General features: G+C 67.4%; 23 protein-coding genes. 16 read left to right on the top strand and 7 right to left on the bottom strand.

Annotation, left to right across the window (positions count from 1 at the left end; translation table 11 throughout):
• Positions 1-11: 11 nt before the first annotated feature.
• The gene (locus J4H85_RS09620) at positions 12-1,010 is read left to right on the top strand and encodes an Lrp/AsnC family transcriptional regulator (RefSeq protein ID WP_208239100.1); all 999 of its coding nucleotides are present in this window, start codon (positions 12-14) and stop codon (positions 1,008-1,010) included.
• Between the two features lie 77 nt (positions 1,011-1,087).
• Here J4H85_RS09620 and J4H85_RS09615 read toward each other — a convergent pair whose 3' ends face one another.
• From J4H85_RS09615 to J4H85_RS09590, 6 genes are all read right to left on the bottom strand, one after another.
• Positions 1,088-2,383 (bottom strand): ethanolamine utilization protein EutH, encoded by a 1,296-nt coding sequence (locus tag J4H85_RS09615; RefSeq protein ID WP_208239098.1) that lies wholly within the window; start codon positions 2,381-2,383, stop codon positions 1,088-1,090.
• A 46-nt stretch (positions 2,384-2,429) separates the two neighbouring features.
• Positions 2,430-3,701 carry a D-arabinono-1,4-lactone oxidase gene (locus tag J4H85_RS09610; protein ID WP_208239096.1) on the bottom strand — a complete coding sequence of 424 codons (1,272 nt, stop codon included), beginning with the start codon at positions 3,699-3,701 and terminating at the stop codon, positions 2,430-2,432.
• A 25-nt stretch (positions 3,702-3,726) separates the two neighbouring features.
• Positions 3,727-5,217 (bottom strand): aminobutyraldehyde dehydrogenase, encoded by a 1,491-nt coding sequence (locus J4H85_RS09605; RefSeq protein WP_208239094.1) that lies wholly within the window; start codon positions 5,215-5,217, stop codon positions 3,727-3,729.
• A 113-nt stretch (positions 5,218-5,330) separates the two neighbouring features.
• Positions 5,331-6,062: a cache domain-containing protein gene (locus J4H85_RS09600; RefSeq protein ID WP_208239092.1), complete on the bottom strand. Its 732-nt coding sequence runs from the start codon at positions 6,060-6,062 to the stop codon at positions 5,331-5,333.
• A complete protein-coding gene (locus tag J4H85_RS09595) occupies positions 6,059-6,835 on the bottom strand; it encodes a FadR/GntR family transcriptional regulator (protein ID WP_208239089.1) in 777 nt (258 codons plus the stop codon). The genes J4H85_RS09600 and J4H85_RS09595 overlap by 4 nt, the downstream gene beginning before the upstream one ends.
• A gap of 127 nt (positions 6,836-6,962) precedes the next feature.
• Positions 6,963-7,778: a BtpA/SgcQ family protein gene (locus J4H85_RS09590; protein ID WP_208239087.1), complete on the bottom strand. Its 816-nt coding sequence runs from the start codon at positions 7,776-7,778 to the stop codon at positions 6,963-6,965.
• A 299-nt stretch (positions 7,779-8,077) separates the two neighbouring features.
• On the opposite strand from J4H85_RS09590, the gene J4H85_RS09585 reads away from it, so the two are divergent.
• From J4H85_RS09585 to J4H85_RS09540, 10 genes are all read left to right on the top strand, one after another.
• Entirely contained in the window at positions 8,078-9,112 is a 1,035-nt protein-coding gene (locus J4H85_RS09585; RefSeq protein WP_208239085.1) for an autoinducer 2 ABC transporter substrate-binding protein, read from the top strand.
• 80 nt (positions 9,113-9,192) lie between these two features.
• Positions 9,193-10,707, top strand: coding sequence for a sugar ABC transporter ATP-binding protein (locus tag J4H85_RS09580; RefSeq protein WP_208239083.1), 1,515 nt, complete (start codon positions 9,193-9,195; stop codon positions 10,705-10,707).
• Complete coding sequence (locus tag J4H85_RS09575) at positions 10,704-11,750, top strand: ABC transporter permease (protein ID WP_208239081.1); 1,047 nt, start codon at positions 10,704-10,706, stop codon at positions 11,748-11,750. The genes J4H85_RS09580 and J4H85_RS09575 overlap by 4 nt, the downstream gene beginning before the upstream one ends.
• A 3-nt stretch (positions 11,751-11,753) precedes the next feature.
• Positions 11,754-12,839: an ABC transporter permease gene (locus J4H85_RS09570; protein WP_243893603.1), complete on the top strand. Its 1,086-nt coding sequence runs from the start codon at positions 11,754-11,756 to the stop codon at positions 12,837-12,839.
• A 1-nt stretch (position 12,840) separates the two neighbouring features.
• Entirely contained in the window at positions 12,841-14,349 is a 1,509-nt protein-coding gene (locus tag J4H85_RS09565; RefSeq protein ID WP_208239078.1) for an FGGY-family carbohydrate kinase, read from the top strand.
• Positions 14,346-15,419 (top strand): aminopeptidase, encoded by a 1,074-nt coding sequence (locus J4H85_RS09560; protein WP_208239075.1) that lies wholly within the window; start codon positions 14,346-14,348, stop codon positions 15,417-15,419. The genes J4H85_RS09565 and J4H85_RS09560 overlap by 4 nt, the downstream gene beginning before the upstream one ends.
• Positions 15,420-15,428: 9 nt before the next feature.
• A complete protein-coding gene (locus tag J4H85_RS09555) occupies positions 15,429-17,126 on the top strand; it encodes a dihydroxyacetone kinase family protein (protein WP_208239073.1) in 1,698 nt (565 codons plus the stop codon).
• A 48-nt stretch (positions 17,127-17,174) separates the two neighbouring features.
• On the top strand, positions 17,175-17,951 hold the full coding sequence (locus J4H85_RS09550; protein WP_208239071.1) for a DeoR/GlpR family DNA-binding transcription regulator: 777 nt from the start codon (positions 17,175-17,177) through the stop codon (positions 17,949-17,951).
• Positions 17,952-18,017: 66 nt separating this feature from the next.
• Positions 18,018-18,605 (top strand): TetR/AcrR family transcriptional regulator, encoded by a 588-nt coding sequence (locus J4H85_RS09545; RefSeq protein WP_208239069.1) that lies wholly within the window; start codon positions 18,018-18,020, stop codon positions 18,603-18,605.
• Complete coding sequence (locus J4H85_RS09540) at positions 18,602-19,387, top strand: SDR family oxidoreductase (RefSeq protein WP_208239067.1); 786 nt, start codon at positions 18,602-18,604, stop codon at positions 19,385-19,387. The genes J4H85_RS09545 and J4H85_RS09540 overlap by 4 nt, the downstream gene beginning before the upstream one ends.
• Before the next feature lie 26 nt (positions 19,388-19,413).
• On the opposite strand, the gene J4H85_RS09535 is transcribed toward J4H85_RS09540, so the two are convergent.
• The gene (locus J4H85_RS09535; protein ID WP_208239065.1) at positions 19,414-20,364 is read right to left on the bottom strand and encodes an AraC-like ligand-binding domain-containing protein; all 951 of its coding nucleotides are present in this window, start codon (positions 20,362-20,364) and stop codon (positions 19,414-19,416) included.
• A 179-nt stretch (positions 20,365-20,543) separates the two neighbouring features.
• Here J4H85_RS09535 and J4H85_RS09530 point away from each other — a divergent pair, with 179 nt between their 5' ends.
• The 5 genes from J4H85_RS09530 (at position 20,544) to dctP (ending at position 25,240) form a co-directional block, all read left to right on the top strand.
• Positions 20,544-20,957: a carboxymuconolactone decarboxylase family protein gene (locus J4H85_RS09530; protein WP_243893602.1), complete on the top strand. Its 414-nt coding sequence runs from the start codon at positions 20,544-20,546 to the stop codon at positions 20,955-20,957.
• Positions 20,950-21,876 (top strand): NAD(P)-dependent oxidoreductase, encoded by a 927-nt coding sequence (locus tag J4H85_RS09525; protein ID WP_307863579.1) that lies wholly within the window; start codon positions 20,950-20,952, stop codon positions 21,874-21,876. The genes J4H85_RS09530 and J4H85_RS09525 overlap by 8 nt, the downstream gene beginning before the upstream one ends.
• Positions 21,857-22,432: a TRAP transporter small permease gene (locus J4H85_RS09520; RefSeq protein ID WP_243893601.1), complete on the top strand. Its 576-nt coding sequence runs from the start codon at positions 21,857-21,859 to the stop codon at positions 22,430-22,432. The genes J4H85_RS09525 and J4H85_RS09520 overlap by 20 nt, the downstream gene beginning before the upstream one ends.
• 39 nt (positions 22,433-22,471) lie before the next feature.
• Positions 22,472-23,950 (top strand): TRAP transporter large permease, encoded by a 1,479-nt coding sequence (locus J4H85_RS09515; RefSeq protein WP_208239063.1) that lies wholly within the window; start codon positions 22,472-22,474, stop codon positions 23,948-23,950.
• Between the two features lie 144 nt (positions 23,951-24,094).
• A complete protein-coding gene (dctP, locus tag J4H85_RS09510) occupies positions 24,095-25,240 on the top strand; it encodes a TRAP transporter substrate-binding protein DctP (RefSeq protein ID WP_208239061.1) in 1,146 nt (381 codons plus the stop codon).
• Positions 25,241-25,289: the final 49 nt, after the last annotated feature.

The raw sequence follows: 25,289 nt of genomic DNA, 5'->3' as shown, positions 1-25,289 counted from the left end.
ATGCAGGAATCATGCACTCCGCTGTTGATGCCACCGATCTTGAACTCGTGGATGCGGTCCAACTGCAGCCACGTGCTCCGTGGAGTGCGATCGCCGAGAGATTGGGACTCACCGAGACCACCGTTGCACGGCGCTGGAAGCGTCTGCATCGAGAGCGTCTGGCCTGGACCGGAGTGGCATTGCACCCCGCGGCGTCGAAGGGCGCGTTCATCGAGATCCGCTGCCGCATCGAGAACGTCGACGCCCTCACCGAGGCGCTCTGTGCCATCCCCGACGTCATTACTGTGGGGCACACAACGGGTGACTTCAACCTGTACTGCATTGTGATCGGTGTCTCGCTGGACGGGGTGCTCGCGCGCGTGGAATCCGGCCTGCCCGACCTCGTGCGCTCGGAGCGGGTGCGAGTGAATCTGTTCCATCAGATTGCAGGTGGTGTGGACTGGCGTCAGGGCCTCTTACCGATTCCCGAGAATCCACCAGCGGATCGTCGCCAGGCGTCCATCGCACCGGGTGAGGACATGCGATCGCTCCTGCTCGCGCTGGGTGAGGATGCCCGGATAACGGTGCAGTCTGCTGCCGAACGACTCGGCACGTCGCCGGCGGCGCTCGCGCGTCGCATCTCACGGCTGGAGGATCAGCGGCAGATCGTGTTCCGATGCGATGTCGCGCGCCCGGCATTCGACTATCCGATCGCCATGCTCCTGTCGTTCCGCGTTCCGCCGCTGCTCGTCGAGCAGTTCGCGTTACAGGTGGGGTCGTGGCGCGAGGTCCGCTTCTGCGCATCCGTCGCGAGTACGGCGAACTTCATCGTCATCGCAGGCCTGCGCGACCTGCCCGACGGAGAACGCTTCATCGCTCGAGTTCTGCAGCTCGAGATCCCCGCTGAGCTGGTCGGTCGCGCCATCAATACGCGCATGTCGAAGGTCTACGGCCGCCTGCTTGATCGCGACGGGCGAGCACGAGCGTGCGTACCACCCGACCCATGGGCGGGCGCGGCAGTGACGCCATAGGGGAGTGCGCCGGGTGCGCGCGAAGGCTTCACCCGAAGTGCCGTTGCTGCACAAACCCGACGCACTTGTTCGGCCGCCTAGCCCGTCGTCTCCGACGCCTCCGCTGAAGCCACCCGACGCCGTCCCTCAGCTTCGTCTTCGGCGACGACATACTCGCCGGGTTCGATGACGCCCGACTCCCGGTCCTCCTGCTCAAGACGCCGCGCCTGTGGAATCACGAGCCACAGCGCCAAAAAGACCGCGAGCACGCCGCCGAAGAGTTTGCCGCCCATGAGGGCCGCGATCATCGACGGTTGGAAGTTCGCGGTGAAGGCGAGGTGGTCGCCGATGAGGAACGCGGCGCACACGGCGAAGGCGATCGTCAGCACTTTCTCTTTCGGTGGCATGACCCGGATGATGCGGAACAGTGCCAAAATGTTCGCCGACGCGGCGAGGAAGCCGCTCATGCCCTCGGGCGAGATTCCGATCTTGCTGCCGAGTGCACCGAGGGGCTTGGCGAGTCCCTTGCGGATCGCGTAGACCATCGGGAACGCACCGGCCAGCATGACGCCGATGTAGCCGGCGATCTCGAGCGCGCGGAACTGATCGTCTGCGTCCGCGATGAACGGGTCGAGCGGCCAGAACCCGAAGATGGTGGAGAAGATGCCGGTGAAGTACTCGACGATCGACACGGCGAGCGCCGCCGTCAATACGATCTCGAGTCCGCGACCGAGAATCAGGAACACCTTGATGGTGACACCCGTGAAGAAGCGGAGCGCGAGCGCGATGAGCAGCATCACGAGTGCGAGCGGCACGAGGTTGAGCACGATCTCGCCGAGTGGCAGATCGAACGGTCGTGTTCCCGCGCCGCTCGTGTTGATCTCTTCGCGCAGCAGCACTCCCGAGTTCAGCACGATGAGCGTCGCCACGAACACGCCGAACGGGATCGCGAGCAGACCCGACATGACCCCGAGTGCCAGGAACTTGTGGTCGCGACGATCAGTCATCGCGAGACCGACGGGAATGGAGAACACGATGGTCGACCCCGCCATGAAGCTCGCGATGAACGCCATGATCCAGGCACCGTGCGAGTCGGCGAGTTCGAACGCGAGGTTGTAGCCGCCCATGTCGCCGGCGATGAACGTGCCGGCGGCGAGCGCCGGGTCCGCGTGGAACCACGCGTACACGGGTGCGGCGGTGGCGTTGACGATCTGCACGAGCACCGGCACCAGGGTCATGACCCCGGCGACGGGCAAGAAGATGTGACCGATCGAGAGAATCCCTTCTTTGAATTCCCGACCGAGCGCAGACGTGGGTTTCGAGATGTACGCTCCGGCTCCGATGAGCACGAACGCCATCATGATGTAGATGATCACTTGGCCGACGACTTCCATGTCGTCTCCTTTCGCAGTGGCGGCAGCGGTGCCGCCGAGAGCAGGGTTACGCGAGCAACGCACGGGTGTGGTCGTTCAAGAAGACGCCGTGGGGATCGAACTCGCGGCGCACTGAGAGGAACTGATCGAACTGCGGGAACAGTCGCTCCATGCGCTCGCGAGTCATGAAGTGGATCTTGCCCCAGTGCACGCGCGCGTCGTACTCGGCCAGCAGGCCGTCGACGTCGCGCAGGTAGGGCCAGTAGTCCGATCCCGGGGCGCCCGAGACGGAGAGCACCATGGTGTCGCGGTGGCTGAACGGCGAGATATACCCCTCGTCTTGTTTCACCCAGCGTGTCTCGATCGGGTACTTCTGGTCGGTGTGAGTGTGCAGGATGAGATCCTGCAGCTGCTCGATGGCCTCCAGGCCGCGTTCCGCGGGCACGTAGTACTCGAGCTCGTGGAAGGGGAGCATGAAGCCGCCGGGGTAGATGCGGTACGAGCGATCCCGCCGTTGACCTTCGGTGTGGTCGACGCCGCGCTCGTCAGGGTCCATGTCGATCGCGTTGTAGCGCTTGGTGTAGCTGCGCCCCGACATCGCTTCGCCGGCGGGCGTCGGCAGTTCGTAGAGTGCAGCAGATTCTTCCGCCTGGCACCAGAGGAACGAGTAGTGCCGGTTCTCGGCAATGTCCTTGTCCCACGTGGCCTTCGTCTCCGCCCATGTCGGGTAGGTGATCTGCTCCTGCAGGTAGTACCGGTCGACCACCTGCAGCTCGACTTCGAGAAAGACGCCGAGGGTGCCGATGGCGGTCTGCGCCGCGCGGAGCTCGTGCAGACGATCCTCGCCGATCTCCACGATGTCGCCGCGGCCGTCGACGAGCCGCACCCAGCGCAGTGCCGAAGAGAAGCTTCCGAGATCTTTGCCCGACCCGTGGGTGCCGGTGGCAATCGCGCCCGAGATCGACTGCTTGTCGATGTCACCCTGGTTCACGAGGGCGAGGCCGTGCTCCCAGAGCGGATCGCCGATCTGGTGGATCGCGGTGCCGCCGCGCAAGCGCACCCGGCGTCGCGCGGTATCGACGCCGGTGATTCCGGTGATGGCCGAGAGGTCGAGCAGGATCCCGCCGGTCTGCACGACGGGAGTGAATGAGTGGCCGGCGCCGACGACGCGCACCTGCAGGCCCTCGCGAATCGCGAAGCGCACTGTGTCGACGACTTCATCGTCGGTGCGGGGGTGAACGGTGTAGGCCGGGGTCGCGGTCTGGTTGCCGCCCCAGTTGGTCCAGGGCTTGTGGGTGTCGAACGGTGCGGCCGGTCCGGCCGAGTGGGTGCTGTTCATGGCTGTTCCTTCAACGCTGAAGAGGTCAGGATCCGTGGTGCATCATGACGTGCTTGGTGCGGGAGAAGTCTTCGAGGGAGTAGAGCGAGAGGTCGCGGCCGTAGCCGGAACCCTTGAAGCCGCCCCAGGGCACCTCGCAGGCGAGCGTGAGGTGCGAGTTCACCCAGACGGTGCCGAAGTCGAGTTGGCGGGGCACGGTGAGGGATCGCGCGGCGTCTCGCGTCCACACCGAAGCGGCGAGCCCGTACGGCGTCTCGTTGGCGCGTTCGACGGCCTCCTCGCTCGTGGAGAACGTTTCGACCGAGATGACGGGTCCGAACACTTCGTGCTGGGTGATCCAGGATCCCGCGGGGACGTTGGTGACCACCGTGGGTTCGATGAAGTACCCGGTTTCGGCGACGGCGGAACCGCCGATGGCGATGTCGAGGCCCTCGTCGGCGACCCGACGCAGGACCTCCTGCACACGCCGGAAGTGGTTGCGAGAGATCATCGGACCGATCTCGGTGTCGTCTCCGGTTCCCGGCCCGCCGAGGGTCATGTCGGCGACCTCGCGCACGAGCAACTCCGTCAGTTCGTCGGCGACCGACTCGTGGACGAGGACCCGGCACGCGGCGCCGCACTCCTGCCCCGAGTTCCAGAAGCCCGCGTTCCGCACGCCCTGAGCGACGGCTTCGAGGTCGGCATCGTCGAACACGACGACGGGCGCTTTGCCGCCGAGTTCGAGGTGGACGCGCTTCAGCGTCGTTGCGGCTGCTGCGGCGACCTTGTGGCCGCTGCCCACGCTGCCGGTGAGTGCGACGAGGTCGACACCGGGATGCTCGGAGATCGCCTGGCCGACAACGGATCCGGTGCCGGTGACGACGTTGAAGACTCCTGCTGGCAGGATCTCCGCGATGAGTTCGGCGAGCTTGAGCGTGGTGAGCGGCGTATCCTCCGACGGCTTCAGCACGAGCGTGTTGCCCGCGGCGAGGATCGGGGCGATCTTCCACGCTGCCATCAGCAGGGGGTAGTTCCACGGAGTGATGACGCCGATCACGCCGACGGGCTCGCGCAGGATCATCGATGTGTGACCTTCGGCGTAGTCACCTGCGGCAAGTGACGTCAGGGTGCGCGCGGCTCCCGCGGAGAACCGGAAGGTATCGATGGCGCTTGCGATGTCGTCGGCAGACACGGGGTCCGGCTTGCCGGTGTTCGCGGCTTCGAGCTGTTCGAGCGTCTCGTGGTGTGCCTCGATGGTGTCGGCAATCCGGAGGAGCATGTCGGACCGGTGCTTCGGGGTCGTCGCAGCCCACGCCGGAAGTGCGTGGCGTGCGGCTGTGACCGCGGCGTCCACGTCTGCCGACGTGCCCGCGACGACTTCGGTGACGACCGTCTGCGTCGCAGGGTTCTCGACGCTCAGAGTCTCGGTGCCGGATCCGGCGGAGAATGCTCCGTCGATGAAATGCCCGAAAGGCGGCAGGTTCGGTGCGGGAAGCGGGGAGTGGGGGCGGCGAATGGCGGGTGTCCTGCGGGACATGGTGCTCCTCCTGTGCGGGTGCGCCCGATTCGGGGCGGGCCGTCATCGTCGATGGCCTGATCCCTACCTCAGCAACCCCGGCGCCAAAGATCAATAAAGTGTTTTTAAATCTTTTAGCGGAGGTGAAGGAGTCGCCACGGATCCTCCGGGGGTGCACCGTGCGCCACTGCGGTCGACGCGGCGATGTCGAGTGTGGTCTCCGGGAAGAGCGTGCCCGGAGGATGCTCGGCGGAAGTGGAGGCGATCACGCGGCCCGCTCCGTTGACGAGCACACGCGGGAGCGGAAGGGGCCCGGGGTGCTGGCCGCGGACGAGATACCGCTCGAACCGAGAGGCGATGACGTCGGCGCCGGCGACCCCGACGATCCGGCCGGCGACCTCGATGGGCACCGCGATCGTCAGCGTGTAGGCGTTGGTGCCGCCCATGTCGACGTAGGGGCCCGTGACGATGGTGCGCCGTTCGCTGATTGGGCGGGCGAACCAGGGGCGCGACTCGTAGTCGTAGAACACGTCTTGTTCAGGGTTCAGACTGTGGACCACGAACTCGACCCGTCCGCGTGGGCCCCGCCTCCACCACTCGAGCCAGTGCTCCGAATCCTGCAGGTACCCGGTCGCCGTGGCGATCCCGATCCCGTCCATCATCGCTGCCGAATCACGGAGAGCGCCCCGCAGAAACCCGCTGAGCTGTGTGAGATCGGCGCGCACCACGCCGGTGCTTCGGTGATGCACATCGCGAATCAGCGTCGTCACGTGATCGGTGAGGAGCACCAACTCGCTGGTGATCGCTGCGAGCCGCTCGGACAGAGCGTTCGCGATCGTCTCCAACTCGTCGACCGATGCGCTCACGACGGCACCTCCGTGCTCGGTGCGCTCATCAGACGCAGGTGCTGTTCGATGAGGGCGCGGCTCTCGGACTCCACCAGACGGTGGGCGGTGTCACGGGCGCTCGCCGCATCGCGACGCTCGATAGCCGCGAGCAGCGATCCGTACCCCGCGGTGTCGACCTCGAGCACGGACACCTGCGAGTTCCACAGTGGCGCGGCGATCTCACCGAGGAGTTGCGTGGTGGCCTGCGCGAGACGAGGGGATTGCGCCGCCACAGCGATCTCGATGTGCAGTCGGCAGTAGGCGCGTCGCCGACCATTCGCGTGATCGGCAGCCTCGAGCGCGTGAAGGATCCGCTGGAGTCGATGCGTTTCGCTCGGTGAGGCGCGGAAAGCGCCGAGCCACGCCGACCGGCTGACGATCGCCGAAAAGAGGTCACCGAGATCTCGGAGCTCGTCGGAGCTCATCGCGCGGAGCGTGCGTTCCGCTTGGGTCGCGTTCACGCTCTGACTGTCTCTGATGTAACTGCCACCGCTGCGCCCGCGACGCGTCTCGATGATGCCGCGGTCACGGAGCGTCGCGAGGGCTTGCCGCAGGGTGATGGTGGAGACGCCGAGCTGGTCGGCTAAGCGGGCCTCCGGGGGCAGCTTCTCGCCGTCGTGCAGGAGCCCGACCGTCAACGAGAGCTCGATGTGACGCACAACGCTGTTCGCGAGACCACCGAGGTCGCCGGAATCGCCGGAGACGAGTCCTCCTAAGCCGTGGGAGAAGAGTCCCTCGCCGATGCTTCGCATGTGCTCATTGAATCATTTGTCGCGGAGATTCGGCGTGCACGCGAATTCGACCCCGAGAAACACCTCAGGGGACGCATCCGGCCGCGGATGATCCGCGATGCGTCCCCTGGGGCGGTCTAGGTGAGGTTCAGAGCGAGCGGCGGAACTCCTGCGCTGCGGTGATGAGCTCGGTGACCCGGGCGGCGTCGACCTCGTTCTCGAAGACGCCGTCCTTCTTGAACGTGGTACCGACGATGGCGCCGTCGGCGATCGAGAGCTGCTCGGCGATGTTGTGGGAGCGCACACCGGTGTTGACGAAAACGGGAACGTCGCCCGCGGCGGACTTCGCGATCGCAAGCGTCTGGGTGTCGGTCGGGGCACCGGCCGTGAGTCCCGACACGCAGAGCGCATCGGGGAGCGTCGCGAACACCGTCGACCGGGTGAGCGACTCGAGGTCGCGCTCAGCGAGGTAGGTCGCCGATTCGGGCACGATGTTGAAGAAGAGCTTCACGTGATCGGCGCCGATGCGGTGCCGGTGCCGTGCGACCTCGCCGACATTGGTGTTCCACAGTCCGAAGTCGCTGGCGTAGACGCCCGTGAAGATCTCGCGCACGTACTGCGCGCCGGTCGCCATCGCGAGGTCGATCGAGGCGCGGCCGTCCCACAGCACGTTCACGCCGTAGGGGATTTCGATCTCGTCGACGAGCTCACCGATGATGCGTGCCATCGAGATCGCGGTGATCGGTTCCGTCTGCGTGAGGTAGGGGAGGCTGAACTCGTTGGAGATCAGCACACCGTCGACGCCGCCCTCCTGCAGCGCGTGCAGTTCGCGCCGCGCACGCTCGACGATCGCACGCATTCCGGCCGCGCTGTCGTAGAGCGTGTCTCCCGGCAACGCCGAGAGGTGCAGCATTGCGATCACGGGTTTCGGGTTGTCGAACGCGTCCTTGAGCCAACTCGCCATGTCGATCCTTTCAGAAGTGATAATTCCTCACATCATGATGCCATGAAAGCTGTGAAATGCGAACATTGGGGTGGTGGGCGCCTCCACCGTGTTCGGATCTCGCACTCCGCGGTCATCCGCGGTCCAGAGCGACATATTGCTCCAAAGCGCAGCTTTGTGCGCGAGTTTCTCGACGACGCGCGAGAAACATATTGACGTCAGCACCCGCGATACCCTTTACTTATTCTCATCATCAGCGAGAGGTTTTCTCACTCTAGCGGTGAGTGTGAGGAAAAGTGACACGAGGGAGTGTGTGTGAAATGAAGCGGAAGCTCATGCAGGGCGTCGGAGTCGGCGCTGTGGCAATGCTGGCACTGACCGGCTGCGGACAGGTCGGCGGCTCGGGTGGCGGTGGCTCCGAGGGCGAGTCGAGCGGCGATGACCTCTCGATGGTCACGGTGGTGAAGGTCTCGGGCGTCGGCTGGTTCGATCGCATGGAGGTCGGTGTCAACGAGTACGCCGAAGAGACGGGCTTCGACGTGCGCCAGGAGGGCGCCGACGATGCGAGCCCGGAGAAGCAGATCCAGATCGTCCAAGACATGATCGCGCAGGCTCCCGACGCCATCACGGTGGTGCCGAACTCGCCGGAGGCGCTCGAGAACGTTCTCGGTCAGGCGCGCGATCAGGGCATCGTGGTCGTGGCCCACGAGGCTGCCGGCATTGAGAACGCCGACATCGACATCGAGGCCTTCGACAACGCCTCGTACGGATCGCAGATCATGGACAACCTCGGCGAGTGCATGGAGGGCGAAGGCGAGTACGTCCAGTTCGTCGGCGGCCTCACCGCGAAGACGCACATGGAGTGGGTCGGCGGTGCGCTCGACCAGCAGGAGGCCGAGTTCCCCGACATGACGCGGGTTGAGGATCCCGTGGAGTCGAAGGAGGACGAGAACGTCGCCTACGAGCGCTCGAAGGAGCTCCTCGCGAAGCACCCCGACCTCAAGGGCATCCAGGGCTCGGCGGGCACCGATGTCGCAGGAGCCGCGCGCGCCGTGCAGGAGGCCGGCCTCGAGGATCAGGTGTGCGTGATGGGCACCAGCATCCCCTCCGTCGCGAAGCAGTACATCGAAGACGGCTCGATCGACAAGATCTTCTTCTGGGATCCGGCGCTCGCCGGCAAGGCGCAGCTGAAGATCGCCGAGCTCCTCGTGTCGGGTGAGGAGATCACCGCGGGCACGGACCTCGGCATCGAAGGCTACGACTCGCTGCAGCCGCTCGACGGCACCGACAACGTGTTCGTCGGAGACGCGGCGGTCATTGTCGACGCCGACAACGTGGACGAGTACGACTTCTGAGGCTCGCCGCTGCGGCGGTGCGGTGCAGACGCCGCACCGCCGCACGCGTACCCGGACACCCGACAGGGGATGGAGAGAAGATGACAGCGGACAGCGTTTCCGCGCCGAGCGCTCCGGTGCTCGAAGTGACAGGGATCAGGAAGACGTTCGGCGGCGTCGTCGCGCTTGACGGCGTCGGCATCGAGCTCCAGCCGGGGCGGGTGCACTGTCTCGCCGGTGAGAACGGGTGCGGCAAGTCCACGCTCATCAAGATCATCAGCGGCGTCGAGGCACCGGACTCGGGCGAGATCCGCATCGACGGCGAAGTCGTGACGAAGATGACGCCGACTCAGGCGCTCCGCGCCGGGATCCAGGTCATCTACCAGGATTTCTCGCTCTTCCCGAACCTCTCCGTCGCCGAGAACATCATGCTGCCCGCCGCGATCGCCGCGCGCAGTCGCCTCTATCGTGCGAAACGCCTCCGGCCAGAGGCCGAGCGCATCGTCGACGAGCTGGGCTTGCGTCTCGACCTCGACGCCGAGGTGGGCGGCCTCTCGGTCGCCGATCGGCAGCTCACCGCCATCTGCCGCGCCCTCGTGCAAGACGCGCGCGTCATCTTCATGGACGAGCCCACGACGGCGCTCACCCACACCGAGGTCGAGCGGCTCTTCGGCCTCGTGCGACGGCTGCAGGATCGCGGCGTCGCGCTCGTGTTCGTGAGCCACAAACTCGAAGAGGTGCTGGCGGTGTCGCAAGACGTCACGGTGCTGCGCAGCGGCAGGCTCGTGGCGACGGGGCCCGCGACCGAGTTCGATGTCGAATCGCTCACGGAGGCGATGACGGGGCGCGCGGTCGACAGTTCGCGCAACGTGGTCGAGGTCGATCCCGACCAGGCGCCGATCCTCGAGGTCGAACAGCTCTCGCTCGCGGGCGCCTTCGCCGACATCACGTTCGACCTCAGGCCGGGGGAAGTGCTCGGCATCACCGGCCTGCTCGGCTCGGGGCGCGGTGAGATCGCCGAGGCGCTCTTCGGCGTGCTGAAAGCCGATACGGGATCGGTGAAGCTCGACGGATCGACGGTGGCGCCGGGGAGCATTCCCGGTGCGGTCAAGGCCGGGTTCGGCTATGTGCCCGAGGATCGACTGACCCAGGGGCTCTTCCTCGACAAGCCCATCTCCGACAACATGGTCGCGAGCTCGCTGTGGACGCACACTCGAGCCAAGATCTTCCTGAGCGGACGCCGCATCGGCGCGACCGTCGCCGATCTCTTCGGACGGCTCCGCATCAAAGCGCCGAACGTCGAGGCGCCGGTCCGGTCCCTATCCGGCGGCAACGCGCAGCGGGTCGTGCTCGCCAAATGGCTCGACACGCACCCCCGCGTGCTGATCCTGAACGGCCCCACGGTCGGCGTCGACGTCGGGTCGAAGGAGGAGATCCTGTCGATTCTGCGCGCCGTCGCGCGTGACGGCACCGGCGTCATCATGATCTCCGACGACGTTCCCGAACTCGTGTCCATCTGCCACCGGGTGCTCGTCATCCGCCGAGGCCGGATCGTCGCCGAAGTGGTCGGCGACCAGATCGAACCGCAGCACATCCAGGAGGTGATGGCGGCATGACCGCGCTGACCCAGACGCCGACGTCCCGATCGCGGGCGAATCGTCCGAAAACGTTCCGCACGACCAGCGAGTGGGTGCTCGTGGGCATCATCGCGCTCCTCGTCCTGGTGATGAGCCTCGTGAACCCCGATTTCTTCTCGGTGCACACCCTGTTCTCGATCCTGCGCTCCGCGCTCGTGCCGACGGTGTTCGCGCTCGCGGTGCTGCTCATCATCATCTCGGGAGGCATCGACGTCTCGTTCCCGGCGATCGCGATCTTCGCCGCGTACACGACGATCTCGCTGTCGCAACGCGGCGGCATCGATCCCGGCGTCATCGGCGTACTCGTGATCGCGATCGTGATCGGTGCGACGCTGGGGCTCGTGAACGGGGCGGTAATCGCGCGATTCAAACTGCCGACGCTGATCGTGACACTCGCGACGCAGGGTATCTTCAAAGGCGCCCTGCTGGCGTACGTCGGTTCGACCTACATCGCCGGTCTGCCCGCCAGCGTCGCCCCGTACTCGACCGCGAACCTCATCGCCATCGAGTCGCCCCGCGCCAACCTCCCGCTCCTCATCGTGCCGGTCGCCCTGCTCGTGGTCGGCGTCTGGCTGCTGCTCAGCAAGACGATGTTCGGTCGCGGACTGTACGCCATCGGCGGAGACACGGAGAGCGCTCGGCGCGCGGGGTTCCCGGTCATGCGGTTCCAGGTGACGCTCTACGTGCTCGCCGGGGCGATCGCCGCGGTCGGCGGCCTCATCCACGTCGTTCTCGGGCGCAGCGCGAACCCGCAGGATCTCGTCGGCACCGAACTCGATGTGATCGCCGCCGTCGTGCTTGGCGGCGCGTCGATCTTCGGCGGACGCGGCAGCGTCATCGGCACGGTCCTCGGCGTGCTGCTCGTGCAGATCATCAACAACAGCCTCATCCTCATGGGCGTGCCGACCGCCTGGCAGCGTGCCTCCGTCGGCCTGCTGCTCGCGGTGGGCGTCGGCGTCCAAGCGGTGATGGCCAAGCGCGCTGCGAAACGCACGTTCGTGCTCGACACGGAGAAGGAGTGACCCATGCTCGCCCAGCTGAACAGTGACGTCGACCGGTCATTCCGGGGCGTACTCGGCCGCATCCACCTCGAACGCGGCATCGGCCGCATGGTGCTGCTGCTCATCATCGCGATCTCGTTCTTCGGAGTGCTGCGCGGCGACGTCTTCCTGAACCCCATCAACATCCAGAACATGATGGTCGCCTCTCCCGAGATCGGGGTGCTCGCGGTGGCCATGGCGCTCGCCATGCTCACGGGCGGCATCGATCTCTCGCTCGTCGCCATCGCGAACTTCACCGCCATCACGGTGAGCACCGTCTATTCCGCCGTCGCGGCGAACGACCCGTCCCAGGCGGAGGCGCTCGCGCCCCTCATCATCCTGCTCGGAATCCTCGTGGGCGTCGCCGGGGGAGCGGTGAACGCCTTCCTCATCTCGACGGTCGGCATCGCGCCGATCCTCGCAACGCTCGCGACGATGCAGATGTACAACGGCATCGCCATCGTGTGGACCGGCGGATCGACGCTCTACGGCGCTCCCGAGGTGCTGAGCGCGCTCGGCACGTCCACCGTCGCGACGATCCCGATGCTGTTCATCGTCTTCGTGCTCATCGCCGTGCTCGTCGGTGCGATGCTCAGCAAGACGCCGTTCGGCAAGAGCATCATGCTGCAGGGGGCGAACGTCGTGGCGGCGAAGTACTCGGGCATCCGCAGCGCGAGCGTGCTCTACGGGACCTACCTCACGACCGGTCTGCTCGGCAGCTTCGCCGGGCTGCTGATCCTCGCCAGGAACCCCACCGCGAGCGCCGACTACGGCGCCTCGTACGTGCTGCTCGTCATCGTGATCGCCGTGCTCGGCGGAACGAACCCGGCGGGCGGCTACGCCACCGTCACCGGTGTGGTGCTCGCGACGCTCGTGCTGCAGGTCGTCCAGTCCGGCTTCACCTCGCTCCGGCTCTCCGCCTACGAATACGCCATCGCACAGGGGGTGATCCTGATCGCGGTCATGGTCTTCGACCAGGTGCGCATCAAGCGCTGGAGGCGCAAGGTGCCCGACACCCAGACCCGTGCCGTCGCGGTCGCGGATCACGCCCCGGCCGACGAAAGGGCGTGACATGTCGCGGCTGCTCATCGGGGTCGACATCGGCACCTACGAGACGAAGGGAGTGCTCGTCGACGCGGCGGGCGTTGTCCGCGCGGAGGCGCGCCGTCGCCACGGGGTGAGCACGCCGAAGCCGGGCTGGGTCGAGCACGACGCCGAGACGGTGTGGTGGGCCGACCTCGTCGCCGTGACGCGTGAGCTGACCGCGCAGGTGCACGCCGATGATGAACTGATCGGATTCGGGTGCAGCGCCATCGGCCCGTGCGTGCTGCCCGTGGACGCCGAGCTGCGGCCGCTCAGGCCGGCGATCCTGTACGGGGTCGACACCCGGGCGACTGAGGAGATCGCGGAGATCGAGCAGCTGCTCGGTCACGACGAGATCCTGCGACGCTCAGGCAACGTGCTGACGAGCCAGTCGTCCGGCCCGAAGATGCGATGGGTCGAGCGCCAGGAGCCCGAGATCGCCGCGCGCACGCGCTGGTACCTGACGAGCCAGAGCTTCCTCGTCGCGCGCCTCACCGGGCGCGTCATCATGGACCACGCCACCGCGGGTTATGCGCACCCGTTCTACGACCTGTCCGAGCTGCGGTGGAACACTGAAGGGCTCGAATCACTGGTGCCCCCGGAGAAGCTGCCCGAGCTGGGCTGGTCGTCGGAGATCGCGGGCGGGGTCACGCCTGAGGCCGCCGCGCTCACCGGGCTCCCGGTCGGCCTGCCGGTCACCGTCGGCACCACCGACGCACCTGCCGAGGCGATCGGCTCCGCCGTGATCGAGACCGACGACCTGATGCTCATGATCGGATCGAGCGGGTTCCTGATCCGGGTGTGCGATCGGCCCGTGTCCGACCCGCGCCTGTGGTCGGCGCCCTGGGTGCTTCCGGGCAGGTATGTGCTCGCGGGAGGCACCTCGACGGCGGGAACGGCGACCCGGTGGATCGCCGAACAGCTCGGCCTCGACGAGTCGGCGGGGGATCCGGCCCTGTTCGCGGAGCTCATGGCGCTCGCCCGATCGGCTCGACCCGGTGCGGGAGGCGTGATCCACCTGCCGCACTTCAGCGGCGAGCGGACGCCGTTCCACGACCCGGACGCCCGGGGCGCGTTCCTCGGTCTGAGCCTGTCCACCGGTCGCGCCGAGCTGGCGCGCGCCGTCTCCGAGGGCGTCGGGCACTCCCTCGGACTCGCGCTGCAGACCTTCGCGGACGCCAGTGCGACCCGGCCACGGGTCTCCGCCGTCGGCGGGGGCACGCGCAACGAGATCATCACGGGGGTGGCGAGCGATGTCAGCGGCGTCGACCTCCTCGTCCCCGAAACACTCGGGGCCGCTTTCGGGGACGCCATGCTCGCCGGTATCGGCGTCGGGGCGCTCACGGAAACGGACGCCGCGGGCTGGGTGCGCCAGCGCGAGGTCGTGCGCGCCCGAGCGGCCGACGACCCCGAGGCGCAGCAGACGCGAGCGCAGCACCGCACCTTCCTCGCCGCCTATCGGGCGCTGCGAACGATGAGAGAGGACCAGACCGCATGAGTCGATGGCGCGAGCTCGCCCACCACCTCGCCGAGGTGAACGAGGTGGGTACAGGAACCCGGGTCAGCATCTTCGCGACCTCGGCATCGGTGCTCGATGCGGTCGCCGAGTTCGTCGACGAGGTCTACCGTCGCGGCGGAATGCCCCAGGTGCAGCTCGTCGAAGAGCGGTACGACCGCTCGGCACTCGCCTTCGCGGACCCCGAGACGCTGCGCGCTCCGGCGCCGATGGAGCTCGCCTCGATGCAGTGGGCGGACGTGCACGTCTCGTTCCGCGGCATGGAGGCGCCGGCCGCCGACCTCGACGGGACACGACTGGGATGGCAGCGCGAAGGGAAGGGCGTGGTCTCCACGGCCCGCTGGCAGGGAACTCGATGGACCCTGGTGCGCATCCCGAGCCCGGAGTGGGCCGATCTCATCGGAGTGCCGTTGGCGCAGCTCGAATCCGAGTTCTTCGCCGGGACGCTGGCCGACTGGGCGGCGCACCGCCGGCACCTCGACCGGCTCTGCACACGCCTGAACGATGTCGAAACGGTGCGCATCGTCGATCGCGACACCGACCTGACGCTCCGCTGCGCCGGGCGCACGTGGGTTCCCTTCGCGGGCGATGCGAACCTCCCCGACGGAGAGGTGGCGACCGCCCCGCACGATGACGGTGTGGACGGGCACATCGCGTTTCCGGGGAGCTTCTGGTTCGCGGGCACCGAGATCGCGGACCTGCGCCTGACGTTCGCCGGTGGCAAGGTCGTCGACGCTGCGGCGACCAGGGGTGCGGAGTTCGTGGGCCGCATGCTCGACGCGCCCGGTGCGCGTCGCGTCGGCGAACTCGGCATCGGCACGAACCCCCACGTGCGCACGATGACGGGCGATCTGCTCATCGACGAGAAGATCCTCGGCACCGTGCACATCGCGCTCGGGCGCTCGTACCCCGAGTGCGGGGGTACGAACGAGTCCACGATCCACTGGGACATCATCAAAGACCTGCGGCGAACCGGCCGTCTCGAAGCCGACGACCTCACGCTGATCGACGGCGAGACCATCGCGCCGATCCTCTCGGGTCGGGAACACTGAAGGAGCACCATGCGCAAGATCATCAACGCGGCCGACACGTTCGTCGACGAGGTGCTCGATGGGATTCTGCTCGCGCACCCCGATGAGCTGCGGGCGGTCACGGCCGACCGTCGCGCGCTCGCCCGAACCGATGTGCAGGGTTCGGGGCGCGTCGGCATCGTCACCGGCGGAGGATCGGGTCACCTCCCGTTCTTCCTCGGCTACGTCGGCCGCGGCCTCTGCTCCGCGGTCGCGGTGGGCAACGTCTTCTCGTCGCCCAGTGCCGCGCAGATCCACGCCGCCTCGCGGGCGGTGGACTCGGGTGCGGGACTGCTGTACCTCTACGGCAACTACGGCGGAGACGTCGTGAACTTCGACATCGCGGGCGAGCTCTGCGCGAGCGAGGGGATCGAGGTGCGCACCGTGCTCGGCACCGACGACCTCCAGTCGGCCCCGGCGGATCAGGCCGAGACGCGACGCGGCGTCGCGGGTCTCGTGCTCGTCTACAAGGCGGCGGGCGCCTGCGCCGAGCAGGGTGCGTCGCTCGACGAGGTCGAGCGCGTCGCGCGCAAGGCGGTCGCTGCCACACGCACCATGGGGGTCGGCCTGTCGCCGACGATCCTGCCGGCGGCGGGGGAGCCGACCTTCGCGCTCGACGACGGCGAGATGGAGATCGGCGTGGGGATCCACGGGGAACGCGGCACCCATCGCGGACCGTTGGAGAGCGCAGACCGCATCACCGACCGGTTCATCGCCGAGATCGAACAGGAGATCGACCTGACGGCCGGGTCGCGGGTCGCCGTGCTCGTGAACGGCCTGGGCGCCACCCCCCTCGAGGAGCTGTACGTCATCTACCGGCGCGTGCACCGCGTACTCGAGGAGCGCGGAGTGGAGATCGCGTATCGACTCGTCGGCGAATACGTGACGAGCCTCGAGATGGCCGGCGCCTCCGTGTCCATCATGGCGGTCGACGACGAACTCGCCGAATTGCTCCACGCGCCCGCGGGCTCACCCTTCTTCCGGCAGGGGGACGCGCCGGTGACGACCGCACCGTCCGCCGATGCCGCCACGGTTCTCGACGCGCCGGTCGCCGTGGACGCGGTGCTCGCCGACGGGCCGAGCGCACTGCGCGCAGCACTGGTCACGGCACTGCCGCGCATGGCCGGGCACCGCGAGGAACTGCGCGACCTCGATGCGGCGCTCGGCGACGGGGACCTCGGCATCACGGTGGCCGAGGGAAGCCGTGCGGCGGCCGAGGCGTTGACCGCACTGCCGGAGGCGGCGGACGCGCGCAGCGTCCTGCGTGCCGCTGGACTCGCGTTCTCGTCGGCGAACCCGTCGACGTTCGCCGCACTGGTCGGCGCCGGCGTCATGAGCGCGGCGGAGACCCTCGAACCGGGCACCCACGCCACGGCGACGCAGGCCGCCCCGCTGCTCCGCGCCGTCGCCGCGCAGATCGCCGAGCGCGGGGGAGCGCGGTTGGGCGACAAGACCCTGCTCGACGTCCTGGATCGGGTCAGCGCGGCGATCGAATCCGGATCAGGCGCGGACGAGCTGCAGCGCGTCGCGGCTGATGCGGTCGAGGAGACGGCGCAGTGGCAGTCGCGTCGCGGACGCGCCGCCTGGCAGCAGGAGCGGTCCATCGGCCAGCGGGATCCCGGTTCGGTGGCGGTGCAACGGTTCGTCGACGAGATCGGCGCCGACCTCGCGGGCCCGGCCCAGAGCTGATCGATCAAAGATGTGAGTTTTCAACAGTGAGGATCTAGGCTCGACAGCATGAACGCGAATGCACGCCGTGAGCGGATCGGAGAGATGCTGCTCCACCGGGGCGAGGTGTCCCTCGTCGACCTCGCCGAGGAATTCGGTGTGTCGGAGATGACGGTGCGCCGCGACCTCGACGTGCTGGAGGAGGACGGGGTCCTGCGCAAGGTGATGGGCGGGGCGATCTTCACCGGAGGCAAATCGACGGAGCCCTCATTCCACGCACGCGCGGCCGCGGCGGCCGAGGAGAAGAGTCACCTCGCCGCCATCGCGGTGAGCCTGTTGAAGCCGAGGCAGACCGTGATCCTCGACAGCGGCAGCACCATCCTCGCGGTCGCCAGGGAGATTCGCGGCAGGAAGCTCGGACTCACGGTGGTCACGCCGAGCGTGCTCGCGGCGCTCGAACTCGTCGACGAGCCGGACACCACCGTCCTCGTGACCGGAGGTCGACTCCGGCCGGGCGAGCTCTCACTGATCGGGTCTGAGGCGGAAGACGCGTTCCTGCGCTACAACTGCGATGTGTACCTGATGGGCGTCGCGGGTGTGGACGCGCAGCGGGGGGCCTCCGAGTACCACCGCGAAGAGGGCGCGGTGAAGCGGTACGCCGCCCGAGCGGCCGATCAGGTCATCGCCGTCGTCGATCAGAGCAAGCTCGCCAGGGTGCAGCTCATCAACGTGGTCGACACTCACGACATCGACGTCGTCGTCACCGATGCGCAGGATGACCACCCGACGGTCACCGAGCTGCGCGCCGCGGGCGTGACCGTGCACCGAACCGCGCCGCCGCGCTGACCGTCGGAGTCACGCAAACCATCTTTTTTCCGTACACCTGTCCGGAAAATCGCGTAGGATCAGATCATGCCTCGTGCCGACGACCCGCGCCCTGCTCGCACCCGGGCGGCGATCGCGACTGCGGTCGAGTCGCTGAGCCTGCGGGGTGCCGAAGTCACGGTCCCGGCTCTGGCTGATGCGGCGGGTATCAGCCGATCCACGTTCTATGCCCAGTACCGCGATCTGGACGCGCTCGCGGTGGCGATCCTCTCCGAAGCGTTCGCGGCGATCGAAGCCGAAGATCTCGAGATGCGCCAGAGCGATCGCGCCAGGAGCGCGGCTGCAGTGGCGACTCGACGGTTGGTCACCGAGTTCTCCCGGAGGCGGGCGCTGTACGCGGGTGTGCTCGGCAGCCGGGCGAGCGCGACGGCGATGCGAGCGGTGCAGTCCGCCTTCGCCGAGCAGGCGCTCGGCACGATCCGCCTCCTCGCCCCGGCGCATATCGATCACCGCATGGCCGCCGACCATCTGGCGGGAGGCACCCTCGCAGTCATCGCCGCGTGGTTGCTCGCCGATGACCCTCCCGACCCCGAATACCTGCAGCAGCAACTCCTGGCGCTGCTTCCCGCGTGGCTGATCGCCGACGACAGCCCAGACGAAAGGAATCCATCATGAGCCGCACCTACGTCGTGACCGGCACCGCATCCGGCATCGGGAAGATCACCGCCGAGAAGCTGCGCGCAGACGGTCACCGCGTCATCGGGGTCGACCTCCGCGACGCCGACATCGAGGTCGATCTGACGACCGCTGAAGGCCGCGAGGCGCTCGTCGCGCAGGCGACGGAACTCAGCGGTGGTGTCGTGGACGGCGTACTCGCGATCGCGGGACTCGTCGTCCCCGCCCCGGTCACCGTCGGCGTGAACTACTTCGGTGCGGTCGCGACGCTCGAAGGCCTCCGCCCCTTGCTCGCGGCCTCCCCGGCACCGCGCGCCGTCGTCGTCGCGTCCCTCGCCGCACTCGAAGACGTGAACGACGACCTGCTGCGCCACATCGAGAGCGGAGACGAAGCCACGGCCCTCGACTATGCGGACTCGCTGGGAGCCACTGCCAATGCAACGGGATCGAGCGTGCTCTACACCACGTCGAAGCTCGCGATCGCCCGTTGGGTCCGAGCGCACGCTGCGACTGACGAGTGGGCGCGGGCGGGTATTTCACTCAACGCGGTTGCCCCGGGGGTGATCCTCACCCCGATGACCGCCGCCGCTCTCGAGACTGAGGAAGGGCGCGCCGCGCTCGACGCCGGAGCGCCCGCGCCGTTCGGCGGTCCCGCGGCAGATCCCGGTGCCGTCGCGAACCTGCTCGCGTGGCTCACGAGCCCCGACAACCTCTACGTGACCGGACAGGTGATCTTCATCGACGGCGGAGCAGAGAGCATCAGGCGTCCCGAACTCGTGTGAGCGGGCGCACCGGGGGGATCGTCGGATCAGACGCGCGTCCCCCGGTGCTCGCGCGGCGTGCGCCCGTAGGTCGCCTTGAAGAGCTTGCTGAAGTGGCTGAGATCGGTGAACCCGACAGACTGCGCGATTCGCAGCACGGTGCGCTCATGCAGAGCCGGGTCCTCGAGCGCGATTCGACTCCGCTCAAGGCGCTGCGATCGAATGTACCCGGCGACGGTGAGCCCCTCTTCCTGAAACAGGTACTGCAGCTGCCGCGTCGAGATGTAGTGGGCGCGGGCAATGGCATCGGTGCTGAGGCGCGGGTCGGGGAGGTGTGTATCGATGTACATGCGGACCGATTCGAAGGCCACGCCCTGCTGCTCGTGCGCGGGATCTCTCTGCAGCTCGGCGGAGAGCAGCGCTGTGATGAGTTCGAACGCGCTGTGCATGATCCGTGCACCGTTCGCGCCCTCGAGCTGGTCCAGGTTCTCGGCCATGTGCTGCATGAACGGGCAGATCATGCGGCCGATACCCTCGTCGCCCGCAAGACGTTGAGCGGTCACGGTGTGGATCATGCTCGCCGAGAGCCCGAGCATCTCATGCGGGAACAGCATGACGAGGGAACGCATGGCCCCGTCGTACTCCAGCGTGTATGGCCGGGAGGTGTCGTAGATGGCGGCGTCGCCCGGGTTGAGGTGCGCGCTCCGACCGTCCTGCATGACCATGCCCGTACCCTCGAGCTGCAGGCTCAGTTTGAGATGGTCGCTCTGATCCCGGTGGATCGCGCGGGAGAGACGATGCACACTGTGCGACGACGCGCGGATGTCCGTGACGCAGATGCCGCCGATCGTGCGGCTGCGCAGGGTACCGGTGAAGGTCTCCGGATCACCCGTGGCGAGCGTGAGCGGCACGAAGCGGTTGCCGACGAGTCTCACCCACTCCTCGAACCCCACGGATTCGACTGACTCCACTGAGCGCCCGGGACTCTGCTCCGACATTCGTTCGCCTCCTCGCGATGATGAACCTCTTCGTCCGACACGACTCAGGATAGAGGGTGTTCCGGCCGATTGCGCGAACTGCCACCTGCACTGCGGGGACGCACAAGTCGGGACATCGACCCCTCCGGCAGACTGAGCAGCGGGCGCACTCGCCGTGCCCATCTGCGAAGGAGGAGATCTTGATCACTGACGACCTGTACGAGACCGGTCTGCGGCAGCGACGCGACATGTTCGGGCCGGATGGCGCCGAGAACCAGGTCGAGCACACCACTGACCTCAATCACAAGCTGCAGGAGTTCGTCACTCGAACCTGCTTCGGTGACATCTGGCAGCGCGATGGACTCGTACTCCAGGAGCGCAGCCGCATCACCTTCGCGATGCTCATCGCCCTCGGCAGCACGCATGAGCTCCGCATCCACGCGCGTGGCGCACTCGCCAACGGGGTGACGCCGGTCGAACTGCGCGAAATCGCGGTGCACTCGATCCTGTACTGCGGGATTCCCGCCGCCGTCGAGGGACTGCGGGCGCTCGAGGAGGTCTTCGCGGAGCGCGGCGTCTCGCTCGACCTTGACGGGGAGGCCGATCGTGCGTGACACCGCCCGTATCCGAGTCGGATTCATCGGGCTCGGCACCATGGGGGAGCCGATGGCGAAGCACATCGCCGCCTCCGACGCGTACGACCTCACCGTCTTCGATGCGAACACCGAGCAGACGACTGCGGCCGCCGAGCGGATCGGCGCACGGCCCGTCCCGGACATCGCCGATCTGGCGGACCGCGACATCATCGTCACCATGCTGCCGACGAGCGCCATCGTCCGCAGCGCCCTCCTCGATGACGCGGGCGCACCGCGCATACCGGCCGCACCCGGCACCGTATTCGTCGACATGAGTTCATCCGACCCCTCCGAGACCACCGAGACGGGTGCACGGCTCCGCGATGCGGGCTACGCCATGGTCGATGCTCCTGTCTCCGGCGCTCGTGAGCGCGCCATCGCCGGCACACTCGCGATCATGCTCGGTACCGACGACGACACCGCCGCGGAGAGAGCGATCCCGGTCATTGAGACCATGAGTGCGCAGATCTTCCGTACCGGCAGGCTCGGCACCGGCCACGCGATGAAGGCACTCAACAACTTCGTCGCCGCTGCCGCGTTCACGGCGGCTGCCGAGGCCCTCATCGCGGGCGCCGACTTCGGCCTCGACGCCGGCGTCATGGTCGATGTCTTCAACGCGTCGACGGGTCAGAGCTTCGTCACCACCCACGTGCTGCCTGACCACATTGTCGGCGGACAATACGCGAGCGGATTCGCGCTCCCGCTCTTCACGAAGGACGTCCGGGTGGCGCAGAGTGTGCAGCGCGCCGCCGGCCGCCCCTCTCCGGTATGCGATGCCGTGACCGGCGCGATGGGCGAGGCGCTCGAGGCGCTCGGGAACGTTGATCACACTCGGGCCGTCGAGTTCTGGCGGGAGCGGTCGGAAGAGGGTGTGCGCCATGACCCAGCCCGTCGCTGAGGTGTCGACCGCGGCATCCCCGAACACGACAGCCCGTTCGACATTCGACCGTGTGCTCCAGAAGTGCAGTGCTGCGCTCGGCGTCATCGCCGCGGGCAGCCTCGTGGTGCTCATGCTCGCGACCGTCGCCGATGTGCTCGTTCGCTGGATCACTCGGTCGAGCCTGCCGGGCATGATCGAAATCGCGGAGACGGCGCTCGTCACCTCCGTCTTCCTCGGGCTCGCCTGGACGTCGATCCAGGGCGGTCACGTCGCCGTAAGCATCGTCACCGATCGGCTCTCGCCGCGATCCGCCCGCGCCGTCTCGACGCTCGTCTGGGCGCTGAGCGCGGGGATCCTCGCGTGGATGTCCGTCGCCCTCTTCGTGCGCGCCGCCCAGTCGACCAGCGCGAGCGAGACCCGGTTCGGTCTGGTGCAGTGGCCGATCTGGCCGATGCGCTGGATCATCGCCGTCGGGGTCGTGCTCTGGACGGTCGTCGCGATCGTCAACCTCGTCCGCGCGCTGCGGGGCCGCACCCCGTACGGCGAAGCGACCGAGGCGGTGCTCGATGCCTGACACCCGGTCTCTGCTCGCCCCGTCACCCGGAGGGTTCCCATGCTCCTCACGATAATCGTCCTCACTATCGTTGTTCTGCTCCTCGTTCTCCTGATGATGCGGATGCCGGTGGCGCTGTCGCTCGCGCTCTCGGGCGCACTCGGACTCGGAATCCTCCAGGGCACCGACTACGCCTCGAACGTGATGGGCTCGGTGCCGTTCAGTGCGACCGCCAGCTTCTCGCTCACCATCATTCCGATGTTCATCCTCATGGGGATGTTCGCCATGCGTGCGAAGATCGCCGAGCACGTCTTCGCCGTCGCGAACCACATGGTCAGCCGGTTCCCCGGCGGTCTGGGAGTCGCAACGGTCATGGCCTGCGCCGGCTTCTCCGCAGTTTCCGGCTCGAGTATCGGCACCGCGGCCACGATGTCGAAGCTCTCCGTCGGGCAGATGCGGGCGTACGGGTACCCGGCCGCGCTCGCAACGGGGATCGTGGCAATCGCCGGTACGCTCGGCGTCGTGATCCCTCCGAGTACGTTTCTCGTGCTCTACGCCATCATGACGGGGGAATCGGTGGCGCAGATCCTTGCCGCGGGAATCATTCCGGGGTTCCTCTCCGCGCTGGGGTATATCGTCTTCATCCTCGTCATGGGGCATCGGCAGATCGTACGCCCCGAATCGACACTCGCCGAGACCGTCTCCGAGGCCCACGCCTCCGCGGCTACTCGCGCAGGCGGGTCGAGCCGCGTCGGCACGCGCACCACCGGATCGATCGACATCGGCGAGGGGAGCGCCGCGCCGCTGCCCGCAGGCACCCCGAACACGGAAGCGGTCCAGCAGGTCTACGGGCGCACGCTGCGGACGCTGCCATGGCGCGGCTTGATGCGCCTCTCGCTCATCTTCCTGATCATCCTGGGAGGGATGTTCTCGGGTATTTTCACCTCGACCGAATCGGCCGCTATCGCCGCGTTCGTCGCCCTGGTGATCCTGATCTGGGAATTCCGACGCGACGGGCTCAGCACCATCTGGAGCAACGTGAAGGGCGCTCTCCTCGACACCGCGCAGACGACGTCGATGGTGTTCATGATCCTGGTCGGGTCGACGGTATTCTCGACGTTCCTCATCGCGGCGCACGTTCCGGATACCGTCACGACGTGGGTGGCGGGACTCGACGTGCCTCCATTGCTGACGATCGGTCTGCTGCTGCTCTTCCTGCTCCCGCTCGGCACGGCGCTCGACGAGATCTCGGTGCTCATCATCACGATCCCGATCATCTACCCGATCGCGATGGAGCTCGGCTTCAACGGGATCTGGCTCGGCCTCATGATCGTGAAGCTGACCGCGATCGGCATGGTCACACCACCCGTCGGTATGACCTGCTTCGTGGTCGCCGGGGCGACCGGGGTGCGCACCGAGACCGTGTTCAAGGGGGTCCTGCCGCTCATGCTCATGGACCTCGTGGTCTCGGCGATCCTGTTCTTCTTCCCCGCCATCACACTCTTCCTGCCGTCACTCGTGGCGCAGGGAGCGGGATAGCCGGGGGCGTGCCACCGAATAGCCCCGGGGCGTGCGCGAACTGCTGACCGACGTGCGCCCTTCACCAACCACGTGGCCGTGAGGCTGCAGAACAATCAGAATCAGACGCCTCGACGCCGAGGTGAATCATCAGAAAGGACAACGATGTTCTCGACATCTCATCGCCGGACTCGCGGCGGCCTCCGCACGAGCGGACTCGCCGTCGTCGCCGTCGCCGGCCTGGCACTCACCGGCTGCGCCGGTATCAACAATTCGTCAGGATCAGGTGAGGGCGAAACCGTCACCTGGACGCTCGTCACGGGTGCGCAGGCAGACACCCCGAACGCCGCCGTGCAGGACTGGTTCATGGACCGCGTGGAGGAGGAGACCGACGGCCGTCTCTCTTTCGAGCGGACCGCCACCGAGTCGCTGTGCAAGGCGCCCGAGGTCGCCGACTGCGTGCGCGACGGACGCGCGCAGATCGGGGTGACGGTGCCCGACTACACGCCGCAGTACTTCCCGTCCACGAGTATGGTGAGCATCCCGTTCCTGAGCCAGAACGCGCAGGCGGCAATGCAGTCCATCTACGATCTGCACCAGAACTATGCGCCGGCACAGGAGATCATGGAGCGCAACGGGCTGCACCACGTCGCCACCTGGCCAGTGGGGCGCTTCCTCCTCGGCGGACACGATGCGATCACGAGCACCGACCAGTTCCAAGGCGCGCAGGTGCGTGTCTCGGGCCCGATCATCCAGCAGGCGATCGGCGACGAGGGGGCGAACATCGTGGCGGTCACCGCCCCAGAGACTTACGAGTCGGTCGAGCGCGGAGTCGTCTCCGCGATCGGCGGCGCCATCGACTTCCCCGTGAACTACGGACTGATGGAGCTGCTGCCCGAGTGGACCGACCCGGGCGTGGGGCAGTACTCCACGTTCGGCATGTGGGTGAACGCCGGAGCCTACGAGGATCTGCCAGACGACCTGCGCGAGGCGCTCGACCGCGTGACCGAGGAGCTCAACACAGGCGAGGGGATCGCCGCGTTCAACGAGGTCGCGGCGGGTCAGTGCGAGCAGATGCTCGAGGCGCCGACCGTGCGCTCGCTCAAGGCGTGGGACGAGGAGCAGACCGCCGAGTGGCGCGACTCTCTCGGCGACACCGGTGAGCAGATGTGGGTCGATCTCGCCACCGAGCAGGGTCTCGACGACGCGCAAGGGGTGCTCGACGAGTACAAGGCCGGGCTTGAGACCTACGACGATGTCGCATACGACGACGCCACCGTCGCCTGCGTGTCCTCGTTCGCCGACCGCTGAGCCGCGTTGGCGCGCCCCGTACCCGAGACCAGAGGATCAGGAACCATTG

Source organism: Leucobacter tardus, from assembly GCF_017583045.1.
Lineage (GTDB): Bacteria > Actinomycetota > Actinomycetes > Actinomycetales > Microbacteriaceae > Leucobacter > Leucobacter tardus.
This window is presented reverse-complemented; position numbering and strand designations above follow the sequence as displayed.

Coding starts and splice junctions, on each gene's coding strand:
- J4H85_RS09620 (WP_208239100.1), top strand. CDS start 12: ATGCACTCCGCTGTTGATGCCACCGATCTTGAACTCGTGGATGCGGTC.
- J4H85_RS09615 (WP_208239098.1), bottom strand. CDS start 2,383: ATGGAAGTCGTCGGCCAAGTGATCATCTACATCATGATGGCGTTCGTG.
- J4H85_RS09610 (WP_208239096.1), bottom strand. CDS start 3,701: ATGAACAGCACCCACTCGGCCGGACCGGCCGCACCGTTCGACACCCAC.
- J4H85_RS09605 (WP_208239094.1), bottom strand. CDS start 5,217: ATGTCCCGCAGGACACCCGCCATTCGCCGCCCCCACTCCCCGCTTCCC.
- J4H85_RS09595 (WP_208239089.1), bottom strand. CDS start 6,835: ATGCGAAGCATCGGCGAGGGACTCTTCTCCCACGGCTTAGGAGGACTC.
- J4H85_RS09590 (WP_208239087.1), bottom strand. CDS start 7,778: ATGGCGAGTTGGCTCAAGGACGCGTTCGACAACCCGAAACCCGTGATC.
- J4H85_RS09585 (WP_208239085.1), top strand. CDS start 8,078: ATGAAGCGGAAGCTCATGCAGGGCGTCGGAGTCGGCGCTGTGGCAATG.
- J4H85_RS09580 (WP_208239083.1), top strand. CDS start 9,193: ATGACAGCGGACAGCGTTTCCGCGCCGAGCGCTCCGGTGCTCGAAGTG.
- J4H85_RS09575 (WP_208239081.1), top strand. CDS start 10,704: ATGACCGCGCTGACCCAGACGCCGACGTCCCGATCGCGGGCGAATCGT.
- J4H85_RS09570 (WP_243893603.1), top strand. CDS start 11,754: ATGCTCGCCCAGCTGAACAGTGACGTCGACCGGTCATTCCGGGGCGTA.
- J4H85_RS09565 (WP_208239078.1), top strand. CDS start 12,841: ATGTCGCGGCTGCTCATCGGGGTCGACATCGGCACCTACGAGACGAAG.
- J4H85_RS09560 (WP_208239075.1), top strand. CDS start 14,346: ATGAGTCGATGGCGCGAGCTCGCCCACCACCTCGCCGAGGTGAACGAG.
- J4H85_RS09555 (WP_208239073.1), top strand. CDS start 15,429: ATGCGCAAGATCATCAACGCGGCCGACACGTTCGTCGACGAGGTGCTC.
- J4H85_RS09550 (WP_208239071.1), top strand. CDS start 17,175: ATGAACGCGAATGCACGCCGTGAGCGGATCGGAGAGATGCTGCTCCAC.
- J4H85_RS09545 (WP_208239069.1), top strand. CDS start 18,018: ATGCCTCGTGCCGACGACCCGCGCCCTGCTCGCACCCGGGCGGCGATC.
- J4H85_RS09540 (WP_208239067.1), top strand. CDS start 18,602: ATGAGCCGCACCTACGTCGTGACCGGCACCGCATCCGGCATCGGGAAG.
- J4H85_RS09535 (WP_208239065.1), bottom strand. CDS start 20,364: ATGTCGGAGCAGAGTCCCGGGCGCTCAGTGGAGTCAGTCGAATCCGTG.
- J4H85_RS09520 (WP_243893601.1), top strand. CDS start 21,857: ATGACCCAGCCCGTCGCTGAGGTGTCGACCGCGGCATCCCCGAACACG.
- J4H85_RS09515 (WP_208239063.1), top strand. CDS start 22,472: ATGCTCCTCACGATAATCGTCCTCACTATCGTTGTTCTGCTCCTCGTT.
- dctP (WP_208239061.1), top strand. CDS start 24,095: ATGTTCTCGACATCTCATCGCCGGACTCGCGGCGGCCTCCGCACGAGC.